The organism is Gilliamella bombicola, assembly GCF_900094945.1.
Classification (GTDB): Bacteria; Pseudomonadota; Gammaproteobacteria; order Enterobacterales; family Orbaceae; genus Gilliamella; species Gilliamella bombicola.
On record NZ_FMAQ01000001.1, the window covers coordinates 1 to 19,167 of the forward strand.

Annotated in this window: 22 protein-coding genes and 1 riboswitch; of the genes, 9 read left to right on the plus strand and 13 right to left on the minus strand. The window is 34.7% G+C overall.

The window, feature by feature from the left end; genetic code table 11:
- Window positions 1-272: 272 nt before the first annotated feature.
- The 5 genes from GA0061081_RS00005 to coaA form a co-directional block, all read right to left on the minus strand.
- The gene (locus GA0061081_RS00005; RefSeq protein ID WP_091345884.1) at window positions 273-953 is read right to left on the minus strand and encodes a 7-cyano-7-deazaguanine/7-aminomethyl-7-deazaguanine transporter; all 681 of its coding nucleotides are present in this window, start codon (window positions 951-953) and stop codon (window positions 273-275) included.
- Between the two features lie 46 nt (window positions 954-999).
- Window positions 1,000-1,656, minus strand: coding sequence for a 7-cyano-7-deazaguanine synthase QueC (gene queC, locus GA0061081_RS00010; protein ID WP_091345886.1), 657 nt, complete (start codon window positions 1,654-1,656; stop codon window positions 1,000-1,002).
- Window positions 1,657-1,685: 29 nt separating this feature from the next.
- The gene (gene queF / locus GA0061081_RS00015; protein WP_085246647.1) at window positions 1,686-2,159 is read right to left on the minus strand and encodes a preQ(1) synthase; all 474 of its coding nucleotides are present in this window, start codon (window positions 2,157-2,159) and stop codon (window positions 1,686-1,688) included.
- 2 nt (window positions 2,160-2,161) lie between these two features.
- Window positions 2,162-2,206: riboswitch (PreQ1 riboswitch) on the minus strand.
- A gap of 156 nt (window positions 2,207-2,362) precedes the next feature.
- A complete protein-coding gene (locus GA0061081_RS00020) occupies window positions 2,363-2,791 on the minus strand; it encodes a DUF1090 domain-containing protein (RefSeq protein ID WP_091345888.1) in 429 nt (142 codons plus the stop codon).
- Between the two features lie 21 nt (window positions 2,792-2,812).
- Entirely contained in the window at window positions 2,813-3,748 is a 936-nt protein-coding gene (coaA, locus tag GA0061081_RS00025) for a type I pantothenate kinase (protein ID WP_091346594.1), read from the minus strand.
- A 170-nt stretch (window positions 3,749-3,918) separates the two neighbouring features.
- On the opposite strand from coaA, the gene yihI reads away from it, so the two are divergent.
- The 3 genes from yihI to GA0061081_RS00045 all read left to right on the plus strand — a co-directional run bounded on the left by yihI (window position 3,919) and on the right by GA0061081_RS00045 (window position 7,086).
- A complete protein-coding gene (yihI, locus tag GA0061081_RS00030) occupies window positions 3,919-4,410 on the plus strand; it encodes a Der GTPase-activating protein YihI (RefSeq protein ID WP_091345890.1) in 492 nt (163 codons plus the stop codon).
- A 324-nt stretch (window positions 4,411-4,734) separates the two neighbouring features.
- Window positions 4,735-6,105, plus strand: coding sequence for an oxygen-independent coproporphyrinogen III oxidase (hemN, locus tag GA0061081_RS00040; RefSeq protein ID WP_091345894.1), 1,371 nt, complete (start codon window positions 4,735-4,737; stop codon window positions 6,103-6,105).
- A 180-nt stretch (window positions 6,106-6,285) separates the two neighbouring features.
- Window positions 6,286-7,086, plus strand: coding sequence for a hypothetical protein (locus tag GA0061081_RS00045; protein WP_141683300.1), 801 nt, complete (start codon window positions 6,286-6,288; stop codon window positions 7,084-7,086).
- 149 nt (window positions 7,087-7,235) lie between these two features.
- Here the strand turns inward: GA0061081_RS00045 and rsmC are convergent, their stop codons facing one another.
- Window positions 7,236-8,276: a 16S rRNA (guanine(1207)-N(2))-methyltransferase RsmC gene (gene rsmC / locus GA0061081_RS00050; RefSeq protein ID WP_091345897.1), complete on the minus strand. Its 1,041-nt coding sequence runs from the start codon at window positions 8,274-8,276 to the stop codon at window positions 7,236-7,238.
- Between the two features lie 88 nt (window positions 8,277-8,364).
- On the opposite strand from rsmC, the gene GA0061081_RS00055 reads away from it, so the two are divergent.
- From GA0061081_RS00055 to cyaY, 6 genes are all read left to right on the plus strand, one after another.
- On the plus strand, window positions 8,365-8,772 hold the full coding sequence (locus GA0061081_RS00055) for a DNA polymerase III subunit psi (RefSeq protein WP_091345899.1): 408 nt from the start codon (window positions 8,365-8,367) through the stop codon (window positions 8,770-8,772).
- Window positions 8,741-9,202 (plus strand): ribosomal protein S18-alanine N-acetyltransferase, encoded by a 462-nt coding sequence (gene rimI / locus GA0061081_RS00060; RefSeq protein WP_091345900.1) that lies wholly within the window; start codon window positions 8,741-8,743, stop codon window positions 9,200-9,202. Before GA0061081_RS00055 ends, rimI begins: the two co-directional genes overlap by 32 nt.
- A gap of 33 nt (window positions 9,203-9,235) precedes the next feature.
- Window positions 9,236-9,871, plus strand: coding sequence for a thiamine diphosphokinase (locus tag GA0061081_RS00065; protein WP_091345902.1), 636 nt, complete (start codon window positions 9,236-9,238; stop codon window positions 9,869-9,871).
- A 79-nt stretch (window positions 9,872-9,950) separates the two neighbouring features.
- A complete protein-coding gene (locus GA0061081_RS00070; RefSeq protein ID WP_091345904.1) occupies window positions 9,951-10,754 on the plus strand; it encodes a hypothetical protein in 804 nt (267 codons plus the stop codon).
- A complete protein-coding gene (locus tag GA0061081_RS00075) occupies window positions 10,755-11,264 on the plus strand; it encodes a surface-adhesin E family protein (protein ID WP_091345906.1) in 510 nt (169 codons plus the stop codon). It abuts the gene before it with no gap.
- Between the two features lie 103 nt (window positions 11,265-11,367).
- Complete coding sequence (gene cyaY, locus GA0061081_RS00080; protein ID WP_091345908.1) at window positions 11,368-11,679, plus strand: iron donor protein CyaY; 312 nt, start codon at window positions 11,368-11,370, stop codon at window positions 11,677-11,679.
- Window positions 11,680-11,759: 80 nt separating this feature from the next.
- Here cyaY and uvrD read toward each other — a convergent pair whose 3' ends face one another.
- The 7 genes from uvrD to lptM form a co-directional block, all read right to left on the minus strand.
- Window positions 11,760-13,958 (minus strand): DNA helicase II, encoded by a 2,199-nt coding sequence (gene uvrD / locus GA0061081_RS00085; protein ID WP_091346596.1) that lies wholly within the window; start codon window positions 13,956-13,958, stop codon window positions 11,760-11,762.
- Window positions 13,959-14,180: 222 nt separating this feature from the next.
- Entirely contained in the window at window positions 14,181-14,897 is a 717-nt protein-coding gene (yigB, locus tag GA0061081_RS00090; protein WP_091345910.1) for a 5-amino-6-(5-phospho-D-ribitylamino)uracil phosphatase YigB, read from the minus strand.
- Complete coding sequence (xerC, locus tag GA0061081_RS00095) at window positions 14,898-15,818, minus strand: tyrosine recombinase XerC (RefSeq protein ID WP_091345912.1); 921 nt, start codon at window positions 15,816-15,818, stop codon at window positions 14,898-14,900.
- 9 nt (window positions 15,819-15,827) lie between these two features.
- The gene (locus tag GA0061081_RS00100) at window positions 15,828-16,562 is read right to left on the minus strand and encodes a DUF484 family protein (RefSeq protein WP_091345915.1); all 735 of its coding nucleotides are present in this window, start codon (window positions 16,560-16,562) and stop codon (window positions 15,828-15,830) included.
- A 169-nt stretch (window positions 16,563-16,731) separates the two neighbouring features.
- Window positions 16,732-17,556: a diaminopimelate epimerase gene (gene dapF, locus GA0061081_RS00105; protein ID WP_091345918.1), complete on the minus strand. Its 825-nt coding sequence runs from the start codon at window positions 17,554-17,556 to the stop codon at window positions 16,732-16,734.
- A gap of 126 nt (window positions 17,557-17,682) precedes the next feature.
- Window positions 17,683-18,936 (minus strand): diaminopimelate decarboxylase, encoded by a 1,254-nt coding sequence (gene lysA, locus GA0061081_RS00110; RefSeq protein ID WP_091345920.1) that lies wholly within the window; start codon window positions 18,934-18,936, stop codon window positions 17,683-17,685.
- 12 nt (window positions 18,937-18,948) lie between these two features.
- Window positions 18,949-19,116, minus strand: coding sequence for an LPS translocon maturation chaperone LptM (gene lptM, locus GA0061081_RS00115; protein WP_091345922.1), 168 nt, complete (start codon window positions 19,114-19,116; stop codon window positions 18,949-18,951).
- Between the last annotated feature and the right edge of the window lie 51 nt (window positions 19,117-19,167).

Genomic DNA, 19,167 nt, shown 5'->3' on the forward strand with positions numbered 1-19,167 from the left:
CGAGGCCATCTTCGCTGTGCTCAGATGTTCAAATTTGTTCCAGACAAATTTGTGTTTCCGATTCGGTGCATTCAGATACCAGATAAAGGGCTATCTTGACCTTTGAGTGTTGTGAAATATTAGTGTGTTTTTTTATAATAATAGTTGAGATAGATCATTAAAAAACAATTGATTATAAAGAGTGATTTTTTAGTATTAAACATAAAACTCACCAAAATAATAATGAGCTTTATGTTTGTTAAGGTGAGACAATAAATTTTAGAGTTTAATAATCAATTATTTTTAGGCGCTGAGACTAATTTTTTTAGGATAAAATTTAAAATCATTCCGTAAAGTGGCAAAAAGAATAGCCCACAAATTAGAATTTTAAAACTATAGTCCATTAACGAAATTTCGGTCCAATGATTTGCCATAAATTCATCGCTACTTTGATAAAATGCGATAGCAAAAAAGACAATAGTATCAATACCATTACCAAAGATTGCTGATGCAGTTGGTGCCACCCACCATGATTTATTTTTTCTTAAATAGTTAAAAACAGTGATATCCATCAATTGCCCAACTAGATAAGCAGCAAAACTGGCTAGCGCTATTCGAAATACAAAGCTATTAAATTCGGTCAATGCCGAAAAGCCAACCCAATGTGTCTCAAAAAATAGCACCGAAATAAGGTATGAAAATAGCAATGCGGGGATCATCACCACAAAAATGATCTTTCTTGCCAAACTTGCACCATAAATTCGAATGGTTAAATCGGTGGTTAAAAAGATAAATGGAAAAGTGAAAGCCCCCCATGTGGTGTGAAAACCAAAAATATCAAATGGGATTTGGACTAAATAATTGCTTGAAGCAATAACTAAAATATGAAAAAAAGCCAACCAGTAAAGCGCTTTTTGCTGTTGCCCACGGGTAAAGTTTTTTTCTATCGATTCGAAATGATTCTGTAAGTACATCTTTTTTCCTTTTTAATGGGGTGAGAGAACCCAGTTATTAATAAATCTATCTAGCCCTAGCCATATATTCTTGCAAGCCCTTATCGCGCAGCAAACAACTAGGACACTTGCCACATCCCCCATCAACCCCGTAATAACAGGTGTGGGTATGTTGTTGGACATAATCAAGATAACCCAGTTTATCGGCCATTTCCCACGTTTGTGCTTTGGTTAAATACATCAGTGGTGTAATAAGATTAAACGCATAGTCCATGGCTAAATTCATCGATACATTCATTGATTTAATAAAGATATCACGACAATCTGGATAGCCGCTAAAGTCGGTTTCACAAACACCAATAATAATGTCAGCAATGCCCTGCTGTTTGGCATGGCAGCCAGCTAAAAGTAAAAAGAGCATGTTACGCCCATCCACAAAGGTATTAGGATAATCGCCATCTTGAGCCGCTTGAATTTCTTGTGAGTCGTCGATGAGCGCATTATTTGTGGTTTGTTTGATAACTGATGTATCAATGACAGTTTGCTTTATACCTAAATCTTTGGCGATCCATTTGGCTTTTTCAAGCTCAATTGCATGACGTTGACCATAATGAAAGCTGATTGCCTGAACGTTTTCACGTCCATAATCGGCAATGGCTTGCAGTAAGCAGGTAGTTGAGTCTTGCCCGCCAGAAAATATAACGAGTGCTTTACGAGTCTGCATTAAAAGTTCCTGTTTGGATGGATTATAAATTAGCGATTATCCACTTTTTCTGGATACATATCGTGATTAGCTAATCGATTAGCCGCAACTTGTTGCCAATGAGTACCTGATTTGCCATAGTTGGCGTAAGGATCAATCGAAATGCCACCGCGTGGTGTAAATTTGCCCCAAACTTCAATATATTTAGGATCCATTAATTTAATCAGATCTTTCATGATGATATTAATGCAATCTTCGTGATAATCACCATGATTACGAAAGCTAAATAGGTAGAGTTTTAGCGATTTACTTTCGACCATTTTGATATTGGGTACGTACGAAATATAAATCGTCGCAAAATCAGGTTGACCAGTGATAGGGCAAAGGCTAGTGAACTCTGGGCAATTAAATTTAACAAAATAGTCGTTGTTCGGATGTTTATTATCGAACGTTTCGAGTATTTCAGGACAATAGGTTGTAGGATAGCGAACAGACTGATCGCCTAGTAGTGTAATTTTATTCATGATGTTCCTTAGTTTTTTAGCGTGGGAGGTTTACGAACCACGTAACAAGCCGCACACCATACTCTTTTTAAATAAAAAAGTCTAGTGTGGTAAAGAATACAAAATATCAAACTAACACCATCAACAATAACCATTGATAGTGTTAATGATAAAAACACGGTGGAAAAGCAAGCAAAGTGGGTAAATAATCTATCTGTTACTGCTTATCTTAATTTTAATTCTTGATAAAATTTAGCTAATTCAGCTTTAGCTTCATTGAGTTCTTTTTCGGCATCGGCTAATTTGGCTTGTTGTTTGGCAATTTTGTGCTCATTACCTTTTGTTTTTGCCTGATTCAATTCTTGGGTTCTTTCGACAACTTTATCTGTCTTTTCTTGAATTTTTTTATTATATTTTTCTTCTAATTTATCATTTGAACAATAATTATTGACATCATGTAATGCCTTTTCAAGCCCTTGAACTTGGTGAGAATTATTATTTTTTTTGGCATAATCAATCTGTGTTTCAATAGTTTGTTTTTTGCTTTCACACGTTAATCCTTCAGAATGTTCTGAAGCATAAGCACCAAGCGAAAATAAACTCGCCAAAGTAATAATGGTTACTTTAGTCATGACTAGAATTACTGATTTCATATCAATTTCCCCCCTTTTACCCTATTTTCTTAATTGAACCAAATCAACTTTGTGATTTTTACCTTTAGTCAGGATTAAACTCGCCCTTTCTCTTGTAGGTAAGATGTTTTCAACCAAATTTAACTCATTAATTTCACGCCAAAGGCGATTAGCAATGTTGACGGCCTCTTGTTCTGGCAGTTTTGAGTAGTGGTTAAAGTAAGAGTTGGGGTCACTAAATGCACCGGCTCTAAATTTTAAAAAGCGGTTCACATACCAATCATGTAATAACGAAACCTCGGCATCCACATAAATCGAGAAATCGACATAATCAGAGACAAAAACACGGTTATTTGCTTGCGGATAATTCAAGGTGCTTTGTAGTACATTTAATCCTTCAAGAATCAAAATATCTGGACTATCAATCACCATTTCTTCACCTTCGACAATATCATAAACTAGATGAGAATACACTGGTGCTTTAACGTTTGCTTGTCCTGATTTTATATCCGCAACAAAATTGATCAGTTTTTTAATATCATATGATTGTGGAAAGCCTTTTTTGTTCATTATCCCACGCTCTTCAAGGCATTTATTGGGGTATAAAAACCCATCGGTTGTCACTAACGCTACTTTACGATGCTCTGGCCAACGCGTTAACAATGCCTGCAATACCCGTGCAGTTGTGCTTTTGCCTACTGCAACGCTACCGGCAATACCAATGATATAAGGGATTTTGTGACTTTTGCCTAAAAACTTAGACAGTACCGCCTGCCGGCTAAAGCTGTTACTAATATAATAATTAAGTAATCTTGATAAAGGTAAATAGATGTCACTGACTTCATCCATAGATAAGTCTTCATTAATGCCTTGTAAAGAAGTTAACTCGTCAGGGGTTAACGTCATCGGTACTGCGTTACGCAAACTTGCCCATTCTTGACGGTTAAATTGCATATAAGGGCTCAAATGATTTTTCATTTTATTTTGTTCTCTAATTCGATCTGACAAATTTATTGGGCCCAGATTATACATAAATCTCTTTTTTTACAATCTTAAATTAGCATGACTGCTTCATCATAGCTATCTTTAAGACTTACTGATAAAATACGCTGGTTAAATGATTAACCCTAATATTAAACAGAGATTGTATGTTAAAGAATAAATCGAAACAAAAAACTAAAAAAAGCCGTCAAGAGATTAATGAAGAGTCTCGTGAGCTAAAGCGCAAACGTAAGCACAAAGGCTTACCAAGTGGCTCTCGCTTTAATAATCAAGATGATAACAAAAATAAAAATTCGACAAACAAAAGCAAAGATCCACGCATTGGCAGTAAAAAACCGATTTCATTAGTTGTTGAAAGTGCTAGCAATGCAATAAAACCGGTTAAACAACCGAAACCGGCTAAAACAGTTTTATCGCCACAACAAGAATTAGAACAATTAGAGAACGACCCAAAACTAGATATGTTACTGGATTTAGTAGAGCAAAATGCCAAACTCACTAAAGATCAACAAACTTATCTTGATAGCAAATTAAATCGTATTGATGAGTTAATGCAAGAGCTCGGTTATACTGATGATGATTTTGAAGATGAAGAAGAAAAGAAAGAAGATATTGTTAGTTTATTAAAACGAAACTAATAAGGGATAACTGTCATTAGTACTTATTAGTATCTTCTCAATGCAAGCAGAAATAAGATCCTAGTCATTTAATTTCTGCTCATAATTTAAAATTAGAAACTATTATTTTTTATACAATCCGTTGATAACTTAAAAGCGAGCGAATCATAATGCCAATATTAATTATGTTAAGTTTATATTTTGGGTTATTAGTCTGCACATTGTTATATTTAAATAAAACCAATCGAATCAAAATTAAAACAAAAATTAGAAACCAACAAAAACAACAATTAAAAATTCACAAAAATAACAACATTAAACATAGCTCTAAACGGAAGCAACAGCATGACTAATATGCAATTATGGGATCAGGCGTTAATTGAAAAATATAACTATTCTGGTCCAAGATATACCTCTTACCCTACTGCACTTGAATTTAATGAAAACTTTAATGAGCAGGATTTTTTATCGGCAGCAGCACGTTACCCAACAAAGTCATTATCGCTTTATGTGCATATTCCGTTTTGCCATAAACTTTGTTATTTTTGTGGTTGTAATAAGCTTATTACTCGCCAAACGCAAAAAGTCACCAAATATTTAGATATTTTAGATATTGAAATTGCCAAACGTGCCAAATTGTTTAACAATCGCACAGTAACCCAAATGCACTGGGGTGGCGGTACGCCAACTTTTTTAACTAATGATGAAATCACTCGACTAATAACTTCGCTAAAAAAGCATTTCAATTTTGCCGATAACGCTGAACTTTCGATCGAAATCGATCCGCGAGAAATTACCCCACAAACTATTGATCATTTAGCTCACGTTGGGTTTAATCGATTAAGCATGGGAATTCAAGATTTTAATCATGAAATTCAAAATCTAATTAATCGCGAGCAAGATGAAACATTAATACGTTCTCTTATTAATCAAGCTCGCAAAAATAATTTTGACTCAATTAGTTTAGATCTCATTTATGGCTTACCGAAACAAACAGTTACTAGTTTTACCGAAACGCTCAATAAAGTGATTGATATTTCGCCCGATCGTTTAAGTGTATTTAATTATGCCCACTTGCCTAGCCGTTTTGCAGCACAGCGTAAAATTAAAGATGCAGATTTACCTAATGCTAATCAAAAATTACAGATTTTATACACAAGTATTCAAAAACTAACCGAAGCAGGATATCAATTTATCGGCATGGATCATTTTGCCAAACCTACTGATGAATTAGCAATTGCCCAACAAGAGAATCAATTGCACCGTAATTTTCAGGGTTACACAACGCAAGGAGATGCAGATTTACTTGGGCTGGGTGTGTCAGCCATTAGTATGTTAGGTGATAGTTATGCGCAAAACCAAAAAGATCTTAGATCTTATCAAACGCAAGTTGAACAAAAAGGTCATGGATTATGGAAAGGATTCACCTTAAATCGTGATGATATTATTCGTCGTGATGTAATCAAGCAACTCATTTGCCACTTTTATTTAGATAAAAAAGCAATAGAAGAACAATTTCATATCCAGTTCGATAACTATTTTGCTGAGGACTTAAAACTACTCGCTCCATTGCAACAAGATGGGTTAGTTACAGTAAATGACAAGATAATTAAAGTTCAACCTAAAGGGCATTTACTGATACGCAATATTTGTATGTGCTTTGATATTTATATGCGAAAAATGGCTAGGCAACAGCAGTTTTCTAGGGTTATTTAATCTGAAGTCGTTTTCCAAATTACTGTAAACAACGCTAGTGATTCCTACAAAATAAATATTATGATAAAATTTAATCGAATTTAATAAAAAAAATAATAAATTAGCTTTTAAATTCAAAATTTTAGCCTTTAGACATGAAATTTTTATTTTAATAAGGAGTATATTTATAAAATGGGATCGATGAATAAATTAGTAGAAGTATTTCCAACTCGCCCTTTAAAAGTTATGAAACTAAAGCAAGAAGGCTCATTTCATCAAATAAGAAGATTACTTGCGGCAATAATTCTCTTTGTGTTAGCTATATTTCTTGGCATAAGAAATTATCCTGGATTAATTGATGATTATAGAATATCACGGAATCCAGTTGTGGTTAACTATGATGTAGAAGGAACATGTCGTGCAAAACGTGCGGTTGATAACTGTTCAGTGAAAATTACCACTGATACAGGACAAGTTATTAAGCGTGATTATACTTTCATTGGAGGGAAAAAAGGAAATTATCAAGTTGTAACTATAGCTTCTGCCGATGATCCATCACTCGTAACAATCGACTTAGCTATTGAGAATATGCGAACTGTATTTGTGGCTACAACTGGTCTTATTATTGCTTTGTTGTTGGTTGCATGGATGAGTTTAGGATGTTTTTTAAGAACACATAAAATGACAAAAGTTATCAAGGAAATTAACGGGCAAAAATTAACACCTGTTATTGTGCCAGTTAAATTAGTTTCTTATGGTAAAACAATAACAGCTTTATATCGTGCAAACAATGCACAAGGAATAAATGCTAAATATGCAGCCAATTTTAATAAAAGCTCAAACGGTGGACCAATCATTATAGGTGATAGGATTAGAAATAAATGTAATGTGTTGGCCGTAGTCGGAGAAAGCAACTCGGTTCCTATTCTTCTTGATCAAGAATTTACGCGCTGTGATTTTACCTATAATGAAATGCAGGCATTAAAAGAAGCTCTCTCTTAATTGAGATATGATATCAATAATAGTGAAATCAGTTTAAGTTTTAATATTTAAATTTTATACATAGGGCGATAACATCGCCCTATTTTTTTAAACTTGTGATATGTATTGCAACTTATTATTTTTTAAATAAAATAAATAAACTGCGCTTATTAATGACTTGCTAGATAAACCTTAAATTTTGTCGTTTGGGCAATCACTTCAACGCTTTTAAATGTTTCATCTAAAATGGTTTGATACGGTAAAAATGAATTTGCCACAATGCACAAATAACCATTTAATTTTAGGTGTTTTTTCGCCTCTTTAATTAGTGCATTAACGGCTGTGTAATTTATCTCTTTGCCATCATGAAAAGGTGGATTAGAAACAATTAAATGATATTTATCATTCAGATTAGAAAAAACATCACTCGCCACAACGGTTGCATTCACGTTGTTACTGTTTAATGTTGCTTTACTTGATTCAATTGCTGCACTGCTTACATCGGATAACGTTAGTGCAATATCAGGGTATAATTTACCTAGCACCGTGGATAAGATGCCAGAACCACATCCCACATCTAATACATTACCTTTAATAATATCAGTACGATCCATTAATGCATTTAAGAGTAATTCACTGCCAGCATCTAACCCTTTTTGGCTAAACACACCGGGTAAACTTTTGATTTCAATATTCTGATTTTCAATAGTTAAATGATAACTTAACCACCACTCATCAAGATTAAAGGCTAAACGGCTATCCGCCTGAAAGTGGTATAAACCACAACGCCTTGCACTGTCGATTTTTTGAATTGTACCAAAATCACTCAATAACGCTTCCACGCTTTTTACACCTGTTCTATTTTCACCAATGATAAAAATATCACTGCCTTTTGGCATATTATGCAATAAATAAGAGAGTTGAAACTGCGCTTCGCTTTTTGTTTTTGGCCAATAGTAAATTAGCGTATCCATACCGGCATAGAGTTCTGCTTCTGGCAATAATGAAAAATAAGTATTCTTGCCACGGACACTATTTTTTAAACGCAAATAAGTATGAAATTGTGTGCAATGAATCTTAACTTGATTTGCCGACATAATAGCCGGATAGCTATCTTGAATATCACCAGCTATAATCACATTTTTATCGTTAAAAAATGTTTGATGACGTTCAAGCACTTGACTTGCTGGAGTAAAAGCAGATGTTGCCATATTTCCTCAATGAAAAACCTTTATAATTTGATGCGTTGATTATACAATTAACTATCTTTAATCTCTAATAAAAAACAGTAAGTCAATAATGACACAACAAGATTGGTACCTAAAACAGTGCAATATAACGCAATATGTTTTGCGTAACACGAATGTCTTTAAAGGCGAAATCGCACCCCATATCAGTGATAAGATCCGTTTAATTGTCGTTGCCAAGCAGCAACCTACCCAAAAAATCTATTTAGATATATTAAATGCGATTAGCCTTACTCAAGATCAGGTGTTAGTATTAACACCATCCCAACTCATTGTACCAGCAAATGATATTAAGACTGTGATTTGGTTTATTGATGTTAAGCCCGAAGAGTCTTGGCAAAATCCATTAACCATTCAAACCGCTAGCTTAGATCAGCTTGCCAAAACACCACAACAAAAACGCCTATTGTGGCAACAATTATGTCAATATGAAAACTATTTCCACCCTGACCGAACATGATTTAACAAAAGCCTTTGAATTAGAACAGATCTGTCATACAATCCCCTGGTCAAAACAGACATTCTTTTCAAACCAAGGTGATCGTTACTTAAATTTTAAAATAACGATTGATAACCAAATAGCAGGATTTTGTATCTGCCAACAAGTCGCCGATGAAGCCAATTTATTTAATATTGCAATACATCCCGATTTTAGAAAACAGGGACTAGCAAAGGCTTTGCTCAATCATTTGATAGACACGTTAATAACTATAAAATCGCCTTGTCCAATTTCGACGCTTTGGCTTGAAGTGAGACAATCAAATAGCCCTGCAATCAAGCTATACCAAACTCTGGGGTTTAACCAAATAACTGTTCGTAAAAACTATTACCCAACAGCCGATGGTAAACAAGAAGATGCAATCATAATGGCTTATACATTAGCTTTATGATAAACCAATAAGATAAGCAAAAGGAAAAGTGTAATGTCGAAAAATAGTGCCTTACTTTTTGTTAACGGTGAACCACCACACCACACCGTTTACCATTTAGATAATTATAGCTACATTGCTTGCACTGATGGCGCTTACCATAATTATCTGTCGGCATTAACAATTGAGCCTGATTTTATTATTGGAGATTTAGACAGTTATCATACTAACAAAACAATTCCACCTAACACCCAAATTATTCACACGCCCGACCAAAATAAGACTGATTTTGAAAAAGCTATTTTATTTTTAGCTAGTAAAGGGGTGACAAAATTTGATGTTTATGGTGCTTGTGGTCGTGCTAGCGATCACTTTTTAGGAAATATTTCTGTCGCAATGCAATATTATCGTCAATATCAAATCACATTTTATGATAACTATTGCTATTTCTTTTTTGCTAAGTATGATCAAAAAATTACCAATGTAAAAGATCATATTATTTCACTAATGCCACTTTCCAAAGTAACTGGATTAACCATCACTGGCTTTCAGTACCCTTTGATTGACCAGACGCTATCGTTAGGTGGACAGGTTAGTTTACGAAATAAAGCGATCAACAATTTAGTTCAAATATCTTTTAAGGAGGGACACCTAATGGTTTTTATTGAAAATTTACATAATGTTAATTAATATTGACATCGACATTTACATTACTTTACAATAGTTAACCAAAATAATAAGCATAATTACTGGTCAAAGGATACACGCCATGCTTTTAAAAAAAATTTCTGTTTTTGTTTGTGCCTCATTTGTTTCCTGTATGTCTTTTGCACAAAAGAGTGATGCACAAAGCGAAACAGATAACGTAATCGATACGTTTTTTCAATGTGATAATCAGTTTTACGAACAACTTGCCAAACATCAAGAATCAATAAATCAATACGTTGATTTGGCAACCACACCCGATAATGTAACTTATATCCCTGTTGAATCTATTCATGAGAACGATAAAAACAAAGTTCTATTTAAAAAACCATTGGAGTATCGAGGTTTAAAAATTACTGGCTATCAAAGCATCTATATTCCCACCACTTTATCTGGTCAATATTTGTACTGGGGATTTATTTTTGATAATAAAGAAGACGAAATTAAAAACGCTTTAAATAATATTAATTGGTTGCCATACAACACCAATGTTTATATCGCAAATGCTAAAATTTATGATCTCAACGCAAAATTAACCGAATGGCAAGATGACCTTTATGCCATTGATGGTGTTGCACCAAGATTTGGTACCATTAATAAAGCACTTTATTTAGAAGACATTACCGATAAGCAAAGTAGTGTTTTTTGCTCTATCCAAGGTGATTTAAAAAAAGAAATCCTTATTGAAGCCCGTCCGGATCTAAAAACAATCATCGAAAAACAAGAAGCTGAACAACAAGAACGCATTAAAGCATATAAAGAGAAGAAGCAAAAAGAAGAAGCAGAAAAAGAAAAGTTACAGCAACAACAATCTCAACCACAAACTAATACGACAGAAACAACGTCAAAAGATGGAGATAATATTTAAATGAAAAAGCTCAGTTTATTCTTAATTCTCTTTTCTTTTGTAACATTTGCTCATGCAGTTGAAGAAAAAGCCGACACCGAAGCTAAAACAAATACAGCAGCCGAAAGTTTGAAGGATCCTAGAGTAGGTAAGCAATTTATTCCTACCTCTAAATCTACCGAAGATAATATCATTGGTTATTCATTTTTAGATAGACAATCAATCAAGCTGCATCCTTTCAATGAACGAATTCGTGTATTTAGTGAAGTAACTAATTACAGTCCTGAATTAGTACAAAAAAATGATGATGGTACTGAAACTCCATATAATTCCATCAAAATTGATTATTATGCCAATTGTGACAAAATGGAGTTAGCAAAAGGTAAACTAAGAACAATCAAAAATAACTTTGGTGATGGCGAATTAGTTAACACCATTGAAATACCAAACCGCTGGGTAGCGATAACTCAAGACAACGAACAATATAAGTTATTTGTTATTGCTTGTTCTTTACCGCTTGCTAATAAATAATTATTAGATCCACCCCCTATTTTACTCTTGCCACCTTGCTGTGGCAGAGTATATCCATTTATGCTACTATCACTCTATTATTTATTTGCATGATGATACCTTTATGAATATCACACAATTCCATACGCTTGCTGATCATTTATTTAATAAAATCGAACTGTTTTTGGATGATTATGCTGATGAGCATGACATTGATTTAGACTATGAAACCAATGGTAACGTTATTACTATTAGTTTTCCCAATGGTAGTAAAATCATTGTTAATACTCAAGAGCCACTTTTGCAGGTTTGGCTAGCCACACGAAAACAAGGTTATCATTTTGACTATGTTAATGATAATTGGATCTGCAATCGAACTAACGAATCATTTGACCTAATTTTTTCTGAATCAGTAGTAGAGCAATCAGCCCAATAGCACAAACAAAAAAACGGGAATTAATTTAACCATTAATTCCCGTTTTAATTACATCATGATACAAACTAAACAAATAAAAGCTATAATAAAGTAAGATTTGCTAATTTAACCACCAGCCATTTAACCCCTTCATTGACAAAAGCTATTTGTGCTCGCTTATGCTCACCTTCACCATCGATACAAACAATGGTTCCTTCACCAAAACGATTATGTAACACTTTACGACCTAACTTATAACCATCATCAATTTGGCGAGCCTTTTTAGGATAAGCTTTTTTATAGTCACGATATTCGTTTCGATCAGACGATTTGATAGCACCTCGATGGCTGATCTGGTTTAATGCATCCACCGGTAATTCGGATAAAAACCGTGAAGGCAAATTACGCTCTTCACGACCATATAAGCGCCTTATCTCTGCTAATGACAGTGTTAGGCGTTTACGAGCTCGAGTGATACCGACATATGCAAGACGCCTTTCTTCTTCCAGTTTTTCGACATCTTGTGCTGAACGCTGGTCTGGGAATATGCCATCTTCTAATCCAACGATAAACACATTATCGAACTCAAGCCCTTTAGCTGAATGTAGGGTCATCAATTGCACGGAATCTTGTTCATTAACTAAATCTCGGCTTTCTAGTGAAGTGTAAGCTAAAAAAGACTCTAAAACAGTTAATGGTTTACCCGTCTTACTATCTTCAATAACGGTATTTTCAGCAGAATGGTAAAACTGTTCTGCAGCTGATACCAACTCTTCAAGATTTTCTAACCTTGATTGCCCTTTTATACCGGGTTCTTGCTCGTACATCTGTAATATGCCCGATAATTTAATAATAAGATCAAGTTGCTTGTAAATTGGTTGTGATTCTACTTTATCAAAAATAAATTCCATCAAGTCCAAAAAGCGACTCAAACCTAGACATTGTCTTTCGCTCAATGCATTGGTTTGGATTAGCGTTAAACAGGCATCCCACAATGAAATACCATGTTGCTTGGCTACAGATCTAACTCTATCTAGCGTGATACTACCAATACCACGTGTTGGAGTATTAATTGCTGCTTCAAACGCCATATCATTATTGTGATCATGTAATAGGCGTAAATAGGCAAGCGCTAATTTTACTTCTTGTCGTTCATAAAAACGAATAGAGCCATAAATTTGGTAAGGTAGTCCCGCTTGTAATAATGTATCTTCAAGTATACGTGATTGCATATTGCTTCGGTACAAAATAGCGCAACTTGAGTAATTGTCACCTTCTTGATGGCGTTTTTTTATTTGATTGGCAACAAACCTTGCTTCATCAACATCGTTGTAACCAACATAAAGCAAAATCTGTTCGCCATCGCCACTTTCTGTCCATAAGTTTTTACCCAATCGCTTGGTATTTTGCGCTATTAACTTATTTGCAGCGTCTAAAATATTACTCGTTGAACGATAATTTTGCTCTAATCGAATAATTTCAGTTTCAGGATAATCATTGATAAATAATTGAAGATTATCCGCATTGGCACCACGCCAACTATAGATAGATTGATCATCATCACCGACAATCATCACATTAGCAGTATTGCCAGTTAATTTTTGTAACAAGCGATACTGAATCTTGTTAGTATCTTGAAATTCATCGATTAAAATATTACAAAAACGATGATGACAATACTTCAAGACTTCTTCGTCTCGACAAAGTAGTTCATAGGTTCTTAGAATTAATTCTGAAAAATCAAGATAACCGAGTTTATCACAAATAACTTGGTAATCATGATAAATCGTTTGCCACATGACTTGTTTAGGATCTTCAGGAACAATATCCTCTGCACGAATCCCTTTTTCTTTTTGAGCAGAAATAAAAGCAGCACACTGTTTAGCTGACCACTGTTTTTCATCAATTTTGAGTTCGCGAAAAATCCTCTTGATAAGCCGAACTTGGTCTTCGGTATCAATCAGTTGGAAATTAGGCGGCAGCTTAGCCTGCTCTGAAAACATGCGTAATAACCGATGAGTCAACCCATGGAAGGTACCTACCCACATACCATTAAAATAACTTTCACCAACTAATGCTTGGATACGTTCTTGCATTTCAGCCGCGGCTTTATTGGTAAAAGTAACCGCAAAAATTGAGCCGGAAGAATACTGCTTTTCAATACAAAGCCAAGCAATCCGATGAACTAAAACCCGAGTTTTACCACTTCCTGCACCAGCAAGAACAATGGTGTATTGATTATCAGTGGTGGCAGCATTTTGTTGTTCTGCATTCAGGTCTTTTAATAATGATTTATTCATTTCCATTATATTCGAACCTATTTTAATAATAAAAAATGCTAACAAGCATTAATATTGAAAATGTTAATATTTTCATCATATTCCGAGATGTTTTTGTTGAGCGTGATCAAATAGAATATAAAGGTAATAACAAAGCCATCAAGCGCAACATACCGCACACTCAATAAAGCTTAACTTACCTTTACTTGGATTTACAGTCTATTTATGCAGATAAAGGCAAAATTATAACAGATTATCTAATTCTGGCAATTGAGTTATTTCAATGTGAGGTACACACCTTGCATCATCAAGCTGTAAAATATCACGTTCATAAATATTAATGAAACAAGCTAAAAAACCGTTATTGATGGCACCATTAACATCTGTCAATAAATTATCGCCCACATGTAAGATATGGTGCGATGGAATAGCCAGTTTATGACAGGCCAATTCAAAAATCTCAGGAAAGGGTTTTGAACGCCCGTGTTCACCACCACGTAGTGAAAATTGGAAATAATCGCCCAGACCAATTTGGTTAACATCAACGTTACCATTAGTGATCACAGCCAAAGGGTATTTGGTGGCTAATTTGCTTAATAATGTATGGGTTGATTCTGGAACTTGAATCTTATGTCGCCAAAAATTAAAACAAGCAATTGATTCATCAATTACATCTGCAAATTTTTGCACTGGTATGTTAGTTTTACTTAACAACGATTTGATAGTTTGAATTCGCCAAACAATCACATCGTGATAAATTTCAGGATCAGACACAAGCACAGCGTGCTTTTCAGCAAAATATTCCGATATTGTTAGCGTGCGTAATTGTTCATAACCTTGAAGCGTTTTGATCATTTCTTCTTCTGCTTTTTCAACAATCATGCTGTTATCATATAACGTATCATCAAGATCGAAAGTCAATGCTTTAATCGTATTAATAGATCGATAAAAGTTCATCATTTATTTTCCTCTTTTTGCTCGTGGATGCGCTGAATCATAAACTTCTGATAGGTGTGAAAAATCCAAATGAGTATAGACTTGGGTCGTTGATAAATCAGCATGCCCTAGCAACTCTTGGACTGCACGCAAATCTCGACTTGATTCAAGCATATGTGTGGCAAATGAATGGCGTAGTTTATGAGGATGAACATGACTGCTTAAACCTTGTTTAACGCCCCACTGTGCAAATCGTTTTTCAACATTACGTGGTGAAATTCTTCTGCCTAACTTTGAAATAAACAAGGCATCGTCTTGTGGAACAAGACAATCTCTCATAGACAGCCAATGTTTAATCCATTTGATAGATTCTCGACCTAACGGCAGTTTTCGTTCTTTATTACCCTTACCCATTACGCGAATTTCGCCATCGGTAAGATTTAATTTCCGGCAATCAAGGCTAACTAATTCAGAAAGGCGCAATCCTGACCCATACATGATTTCAAGCATTGCTCTATCACGGACTGAAAGTGGATCGTTATAATTGATATCAAGCAACTTATTAATCTCGTCAATATCAATATTTTTAGGTAAATGCTGACCTAATTTTGGATTTAACACTCCGCGAGCAGGGTTAGCTGTAAGACGCTCATTTTTTACCATCCAATCACAAAAACTACGCAAAGCCGATAGCCTTAATGATAAGCTTCTTGCTTGTAATCCTGTTTGTTTACTGCGACTAATTAACACCCTTACAGCCGACGAATCTAGATCTTGCCACGTTGAAATTTCAGCCTCTTTTGCCAATGAAATAAGCGCATAAAGCTGACGTCGATAATTTATTTGAGTATTTAAACTGAGCTGTTTTTCTGACTTTAAATAATTCAAAAACTGATCAACAGGCAAAGTTAATGTAGCATTACTATTTTCATTAGGCTGAACCATGACATTTCCTTATCTTTTCCGCATAATCCATCGGCTAATTAAAATAGGTAAAATTTCACTCATTTTTTCAAGTAACAATGTACCTTGTCCGGCTTGATAATGTTCTGGATTAGCGCTAGTAAACATTAACAGCCCCAAATCACCAAATTGCCCTAATAAAGATAAAGCTACCGATCCAACATAGCCATGTTCAGGTAATAAAAAATCAAGTTCAGTTGAATTTAGTGTGCCTAAATATTGTTGGCTATACTGTAAATGTCTAACACGAATAAAATCAAATTGTGATGAATTTAAAGCTAAGTGAAGATAATTTGACGGTGCCTTAAGTAGCCATTTATCGTCAAAAAGATATAAATAGGCACCGCTAAGCCCTAACGATTTTGCCCACGTGTTTAATAATACAATTAATTCGCTTAGATCCTGAGCTTTAATCAATTCAATTTGCAGATCCATCAGTTGGCTAAACAACAGCTCGTTAGCACTGGCATGTTCCATCAATAATGAAATCTCGCATTCTAATTGATTAATTTTGTTGCGCTGACGGGCCATGTTCCATTCAGGTAATGAAATAATCCCTCGCACAGGATGAGGTACTCGCATACTCTCAACATACCGTGCATTTCGTATAAAAAAATCAGGATTATCAATAAGATATTGAATCACAATTTCGTCATTTAATTTTACTGATGAACACTGTTGTCGAGCTTTTTTTGCTCTTAAGTTTCGTGTATTTTTACCAACCATATTAACGTCTACTGTATTATTGTGTTATGTTTCTATTACTTTTGGGCTTTGTTTAATGCGTTGAAGACACAAATAAAAACTTTAATAAAATCAATACCTTTCCTGAACAATTTTTGCCTTGTCATTTTTTATTAACAAATGCTAACATTTATTGGTGATGATATTAAAGTTAAGTCGCAATAAAACCATCATACACATGTGTAGCCGGCCCTGTCATATAAAGTGGTTGATTGCCACCTTTCCATTCAATCAATAATTTACCTCCAGGCAAATTAACATTAACACTTTGATTTAATAACCCTTGATTGATACCAACTGCAACAGCTGCACAGGCACCTGTACCACAAGCTTGTGTTTCGCCAACTCCGCGTTCAAATACTCGTAAGTTAATATTATTGCGATCAATAATATGCATAAAACCAATATTGGCGCGTTCAGGAAAACGTTCATGTTGTTCTAATAGTGGACCAAGCGTTGCAACTTCTGCCGTTACAATATTATCAACTTGAATCACACAGTGAGGATTGCCCATAGATGCAACACCACATAATACAGTCTGTTCTTGAGCTCGAATGATATAGGTTTTTTCTTCTTTAATAGCCTTGAAAGGAATTTTATTCGGTTCAAAAATAGGCACTCCCATATTCACACGTACTGTATCATCGTCATTGACGGTTAAAACAATATTACCTTTCATGGTGCTGACTTTTAATACGCGTTTTCGACTCAATCCTTTTAAACGAACAAAACGCGCAAAACAACGCGCTCCATTACCACATTGCTCAACCTCAGAACCATCGGAATTAAAAATACGATAATGGAAATCACTCTCTGGCACATAAGGCGGTTCTACTATAAGGAGCTGATCAAATCCAACGCCTGTATACCTATCTGCCATTCGTTTAATCATTTCAGTCGAGAGATGAACATTTTGCGTCACTGCATCAATAACCATAAAATCATTTCCGAGTCCATGCATTTTTGAAAAGTTCATCGTTAGTTTACCTTCTACTGTAACAGGTTATTATTTATTTTCTTTTTTGTTTCTAGCTTTAAATGTTAAACAGCATCCACTTAAATCTGAAATGTGATTATCATTAAGCAATACAATTTATCCAGATTATAAAACCACTTCACCGCGCCATAAATCTTCGAAAGATTCACGCTCACGGATTAATTTATGCTGTTGTTCATCAATAAGCATCACTTCAGCAGGTCTTGGATGGCTATTGTAATTTGATGCCATACTAAAGCCATAAGCTCCAGCACTACAAATGACCAATAAATCATCCTGCTTAACCGAAAGCTTGCGCTGATAAGCCAATACATCGCTTGATTCACATATTGGCCCAACGACATTGTATACAAAAGATTCATCGCCAGCTTGTGGTTGTTTTTCGGGCAATATATTCATCCAAGCATCGTAAAGTGCTGGACGGATCAAGTCATTCATCCCCGCATCAACAATCGCAAAATGGTTATCATCTTGGTGTTTGGTATATTCTACTTTAGTAATTAATACACCTGAATTAGCAACAATAGATCGTCCTGGCTCAAACAAAATTTCAATATCGGGATAATTAATTAATTTATTTTTCAACTCAGTCACAAGTTGCGATGCTGTCGGAGGTTGTTCACTATCATAGCAAACACCTAAACCGCCGCCTAAATCGATATGTTCAATAATAATGTTATCTGATTGCAATTTATCTACTAAGGCAAGAATACGATCGGCAGCATCAAGAAATGGCGATAATTGAGTTAATTGTGAACCAATATGACAATCAATACCAACAATATTAATATTGGCTAATGATCGTGCCTTTCGGTAAACATCTAAAGCTAACTCGTAGCTAATCCCAAATTTATTTTCGCGTAAACCTGTTGAAATATAAGGATGTGTTTTAGCATCTACATCAGGATTGATTCTTAATGAAATCGGTGCAGTTTTATTTAATCGTTTGGCAACTTCATTAATTCGATACAATTCAGCTTCAGACTCAACATTAAAGCATTTAATACCGACTTCAAGCGCACGTTCAATTTCAACGACTGATTTAGCAACACCAGAAAAGACGATTTTTTTAGGATCAGCACCCGCTTTTAATACTCGTTCTAACTCGCCTTGTGAAACAATATCAAAACCAGCCCCCAGTTTTGCCAGTAAACTTAAAACAGCTAAATTACTATTAGCTTTAACCGCATAACAGACTAAATGCTTATTATTGATCAAAGCTTGTTCATAGGCTAAAAACTGTTTACTTATGTGATCAGCCGAATAAACATATAACGGGGTACCATACTGCTTTGCAAGATCGGCTATCGCTATTTGATTTGCAAATAAATGATCATGTTGATAATTTAAAAAATCCATCGCTTTATTCCATTATGCAATTTTAATCAATATATCGGATTGAATTGAGGCAGTTTTTGTTAGTTGGATTTGTTGCGTTTGTGCCTTTTCAACTGGATGATAAAGTGGGCCCTTTAATCCACATCCCACCAATGCCAAAGTAACGAAAAAGATAGAGAGTGATTTTATAGTTAATTTCATACAACCTTCGCAATTCTTTTCATTTTTTATGATGCTATCTATATTACACGA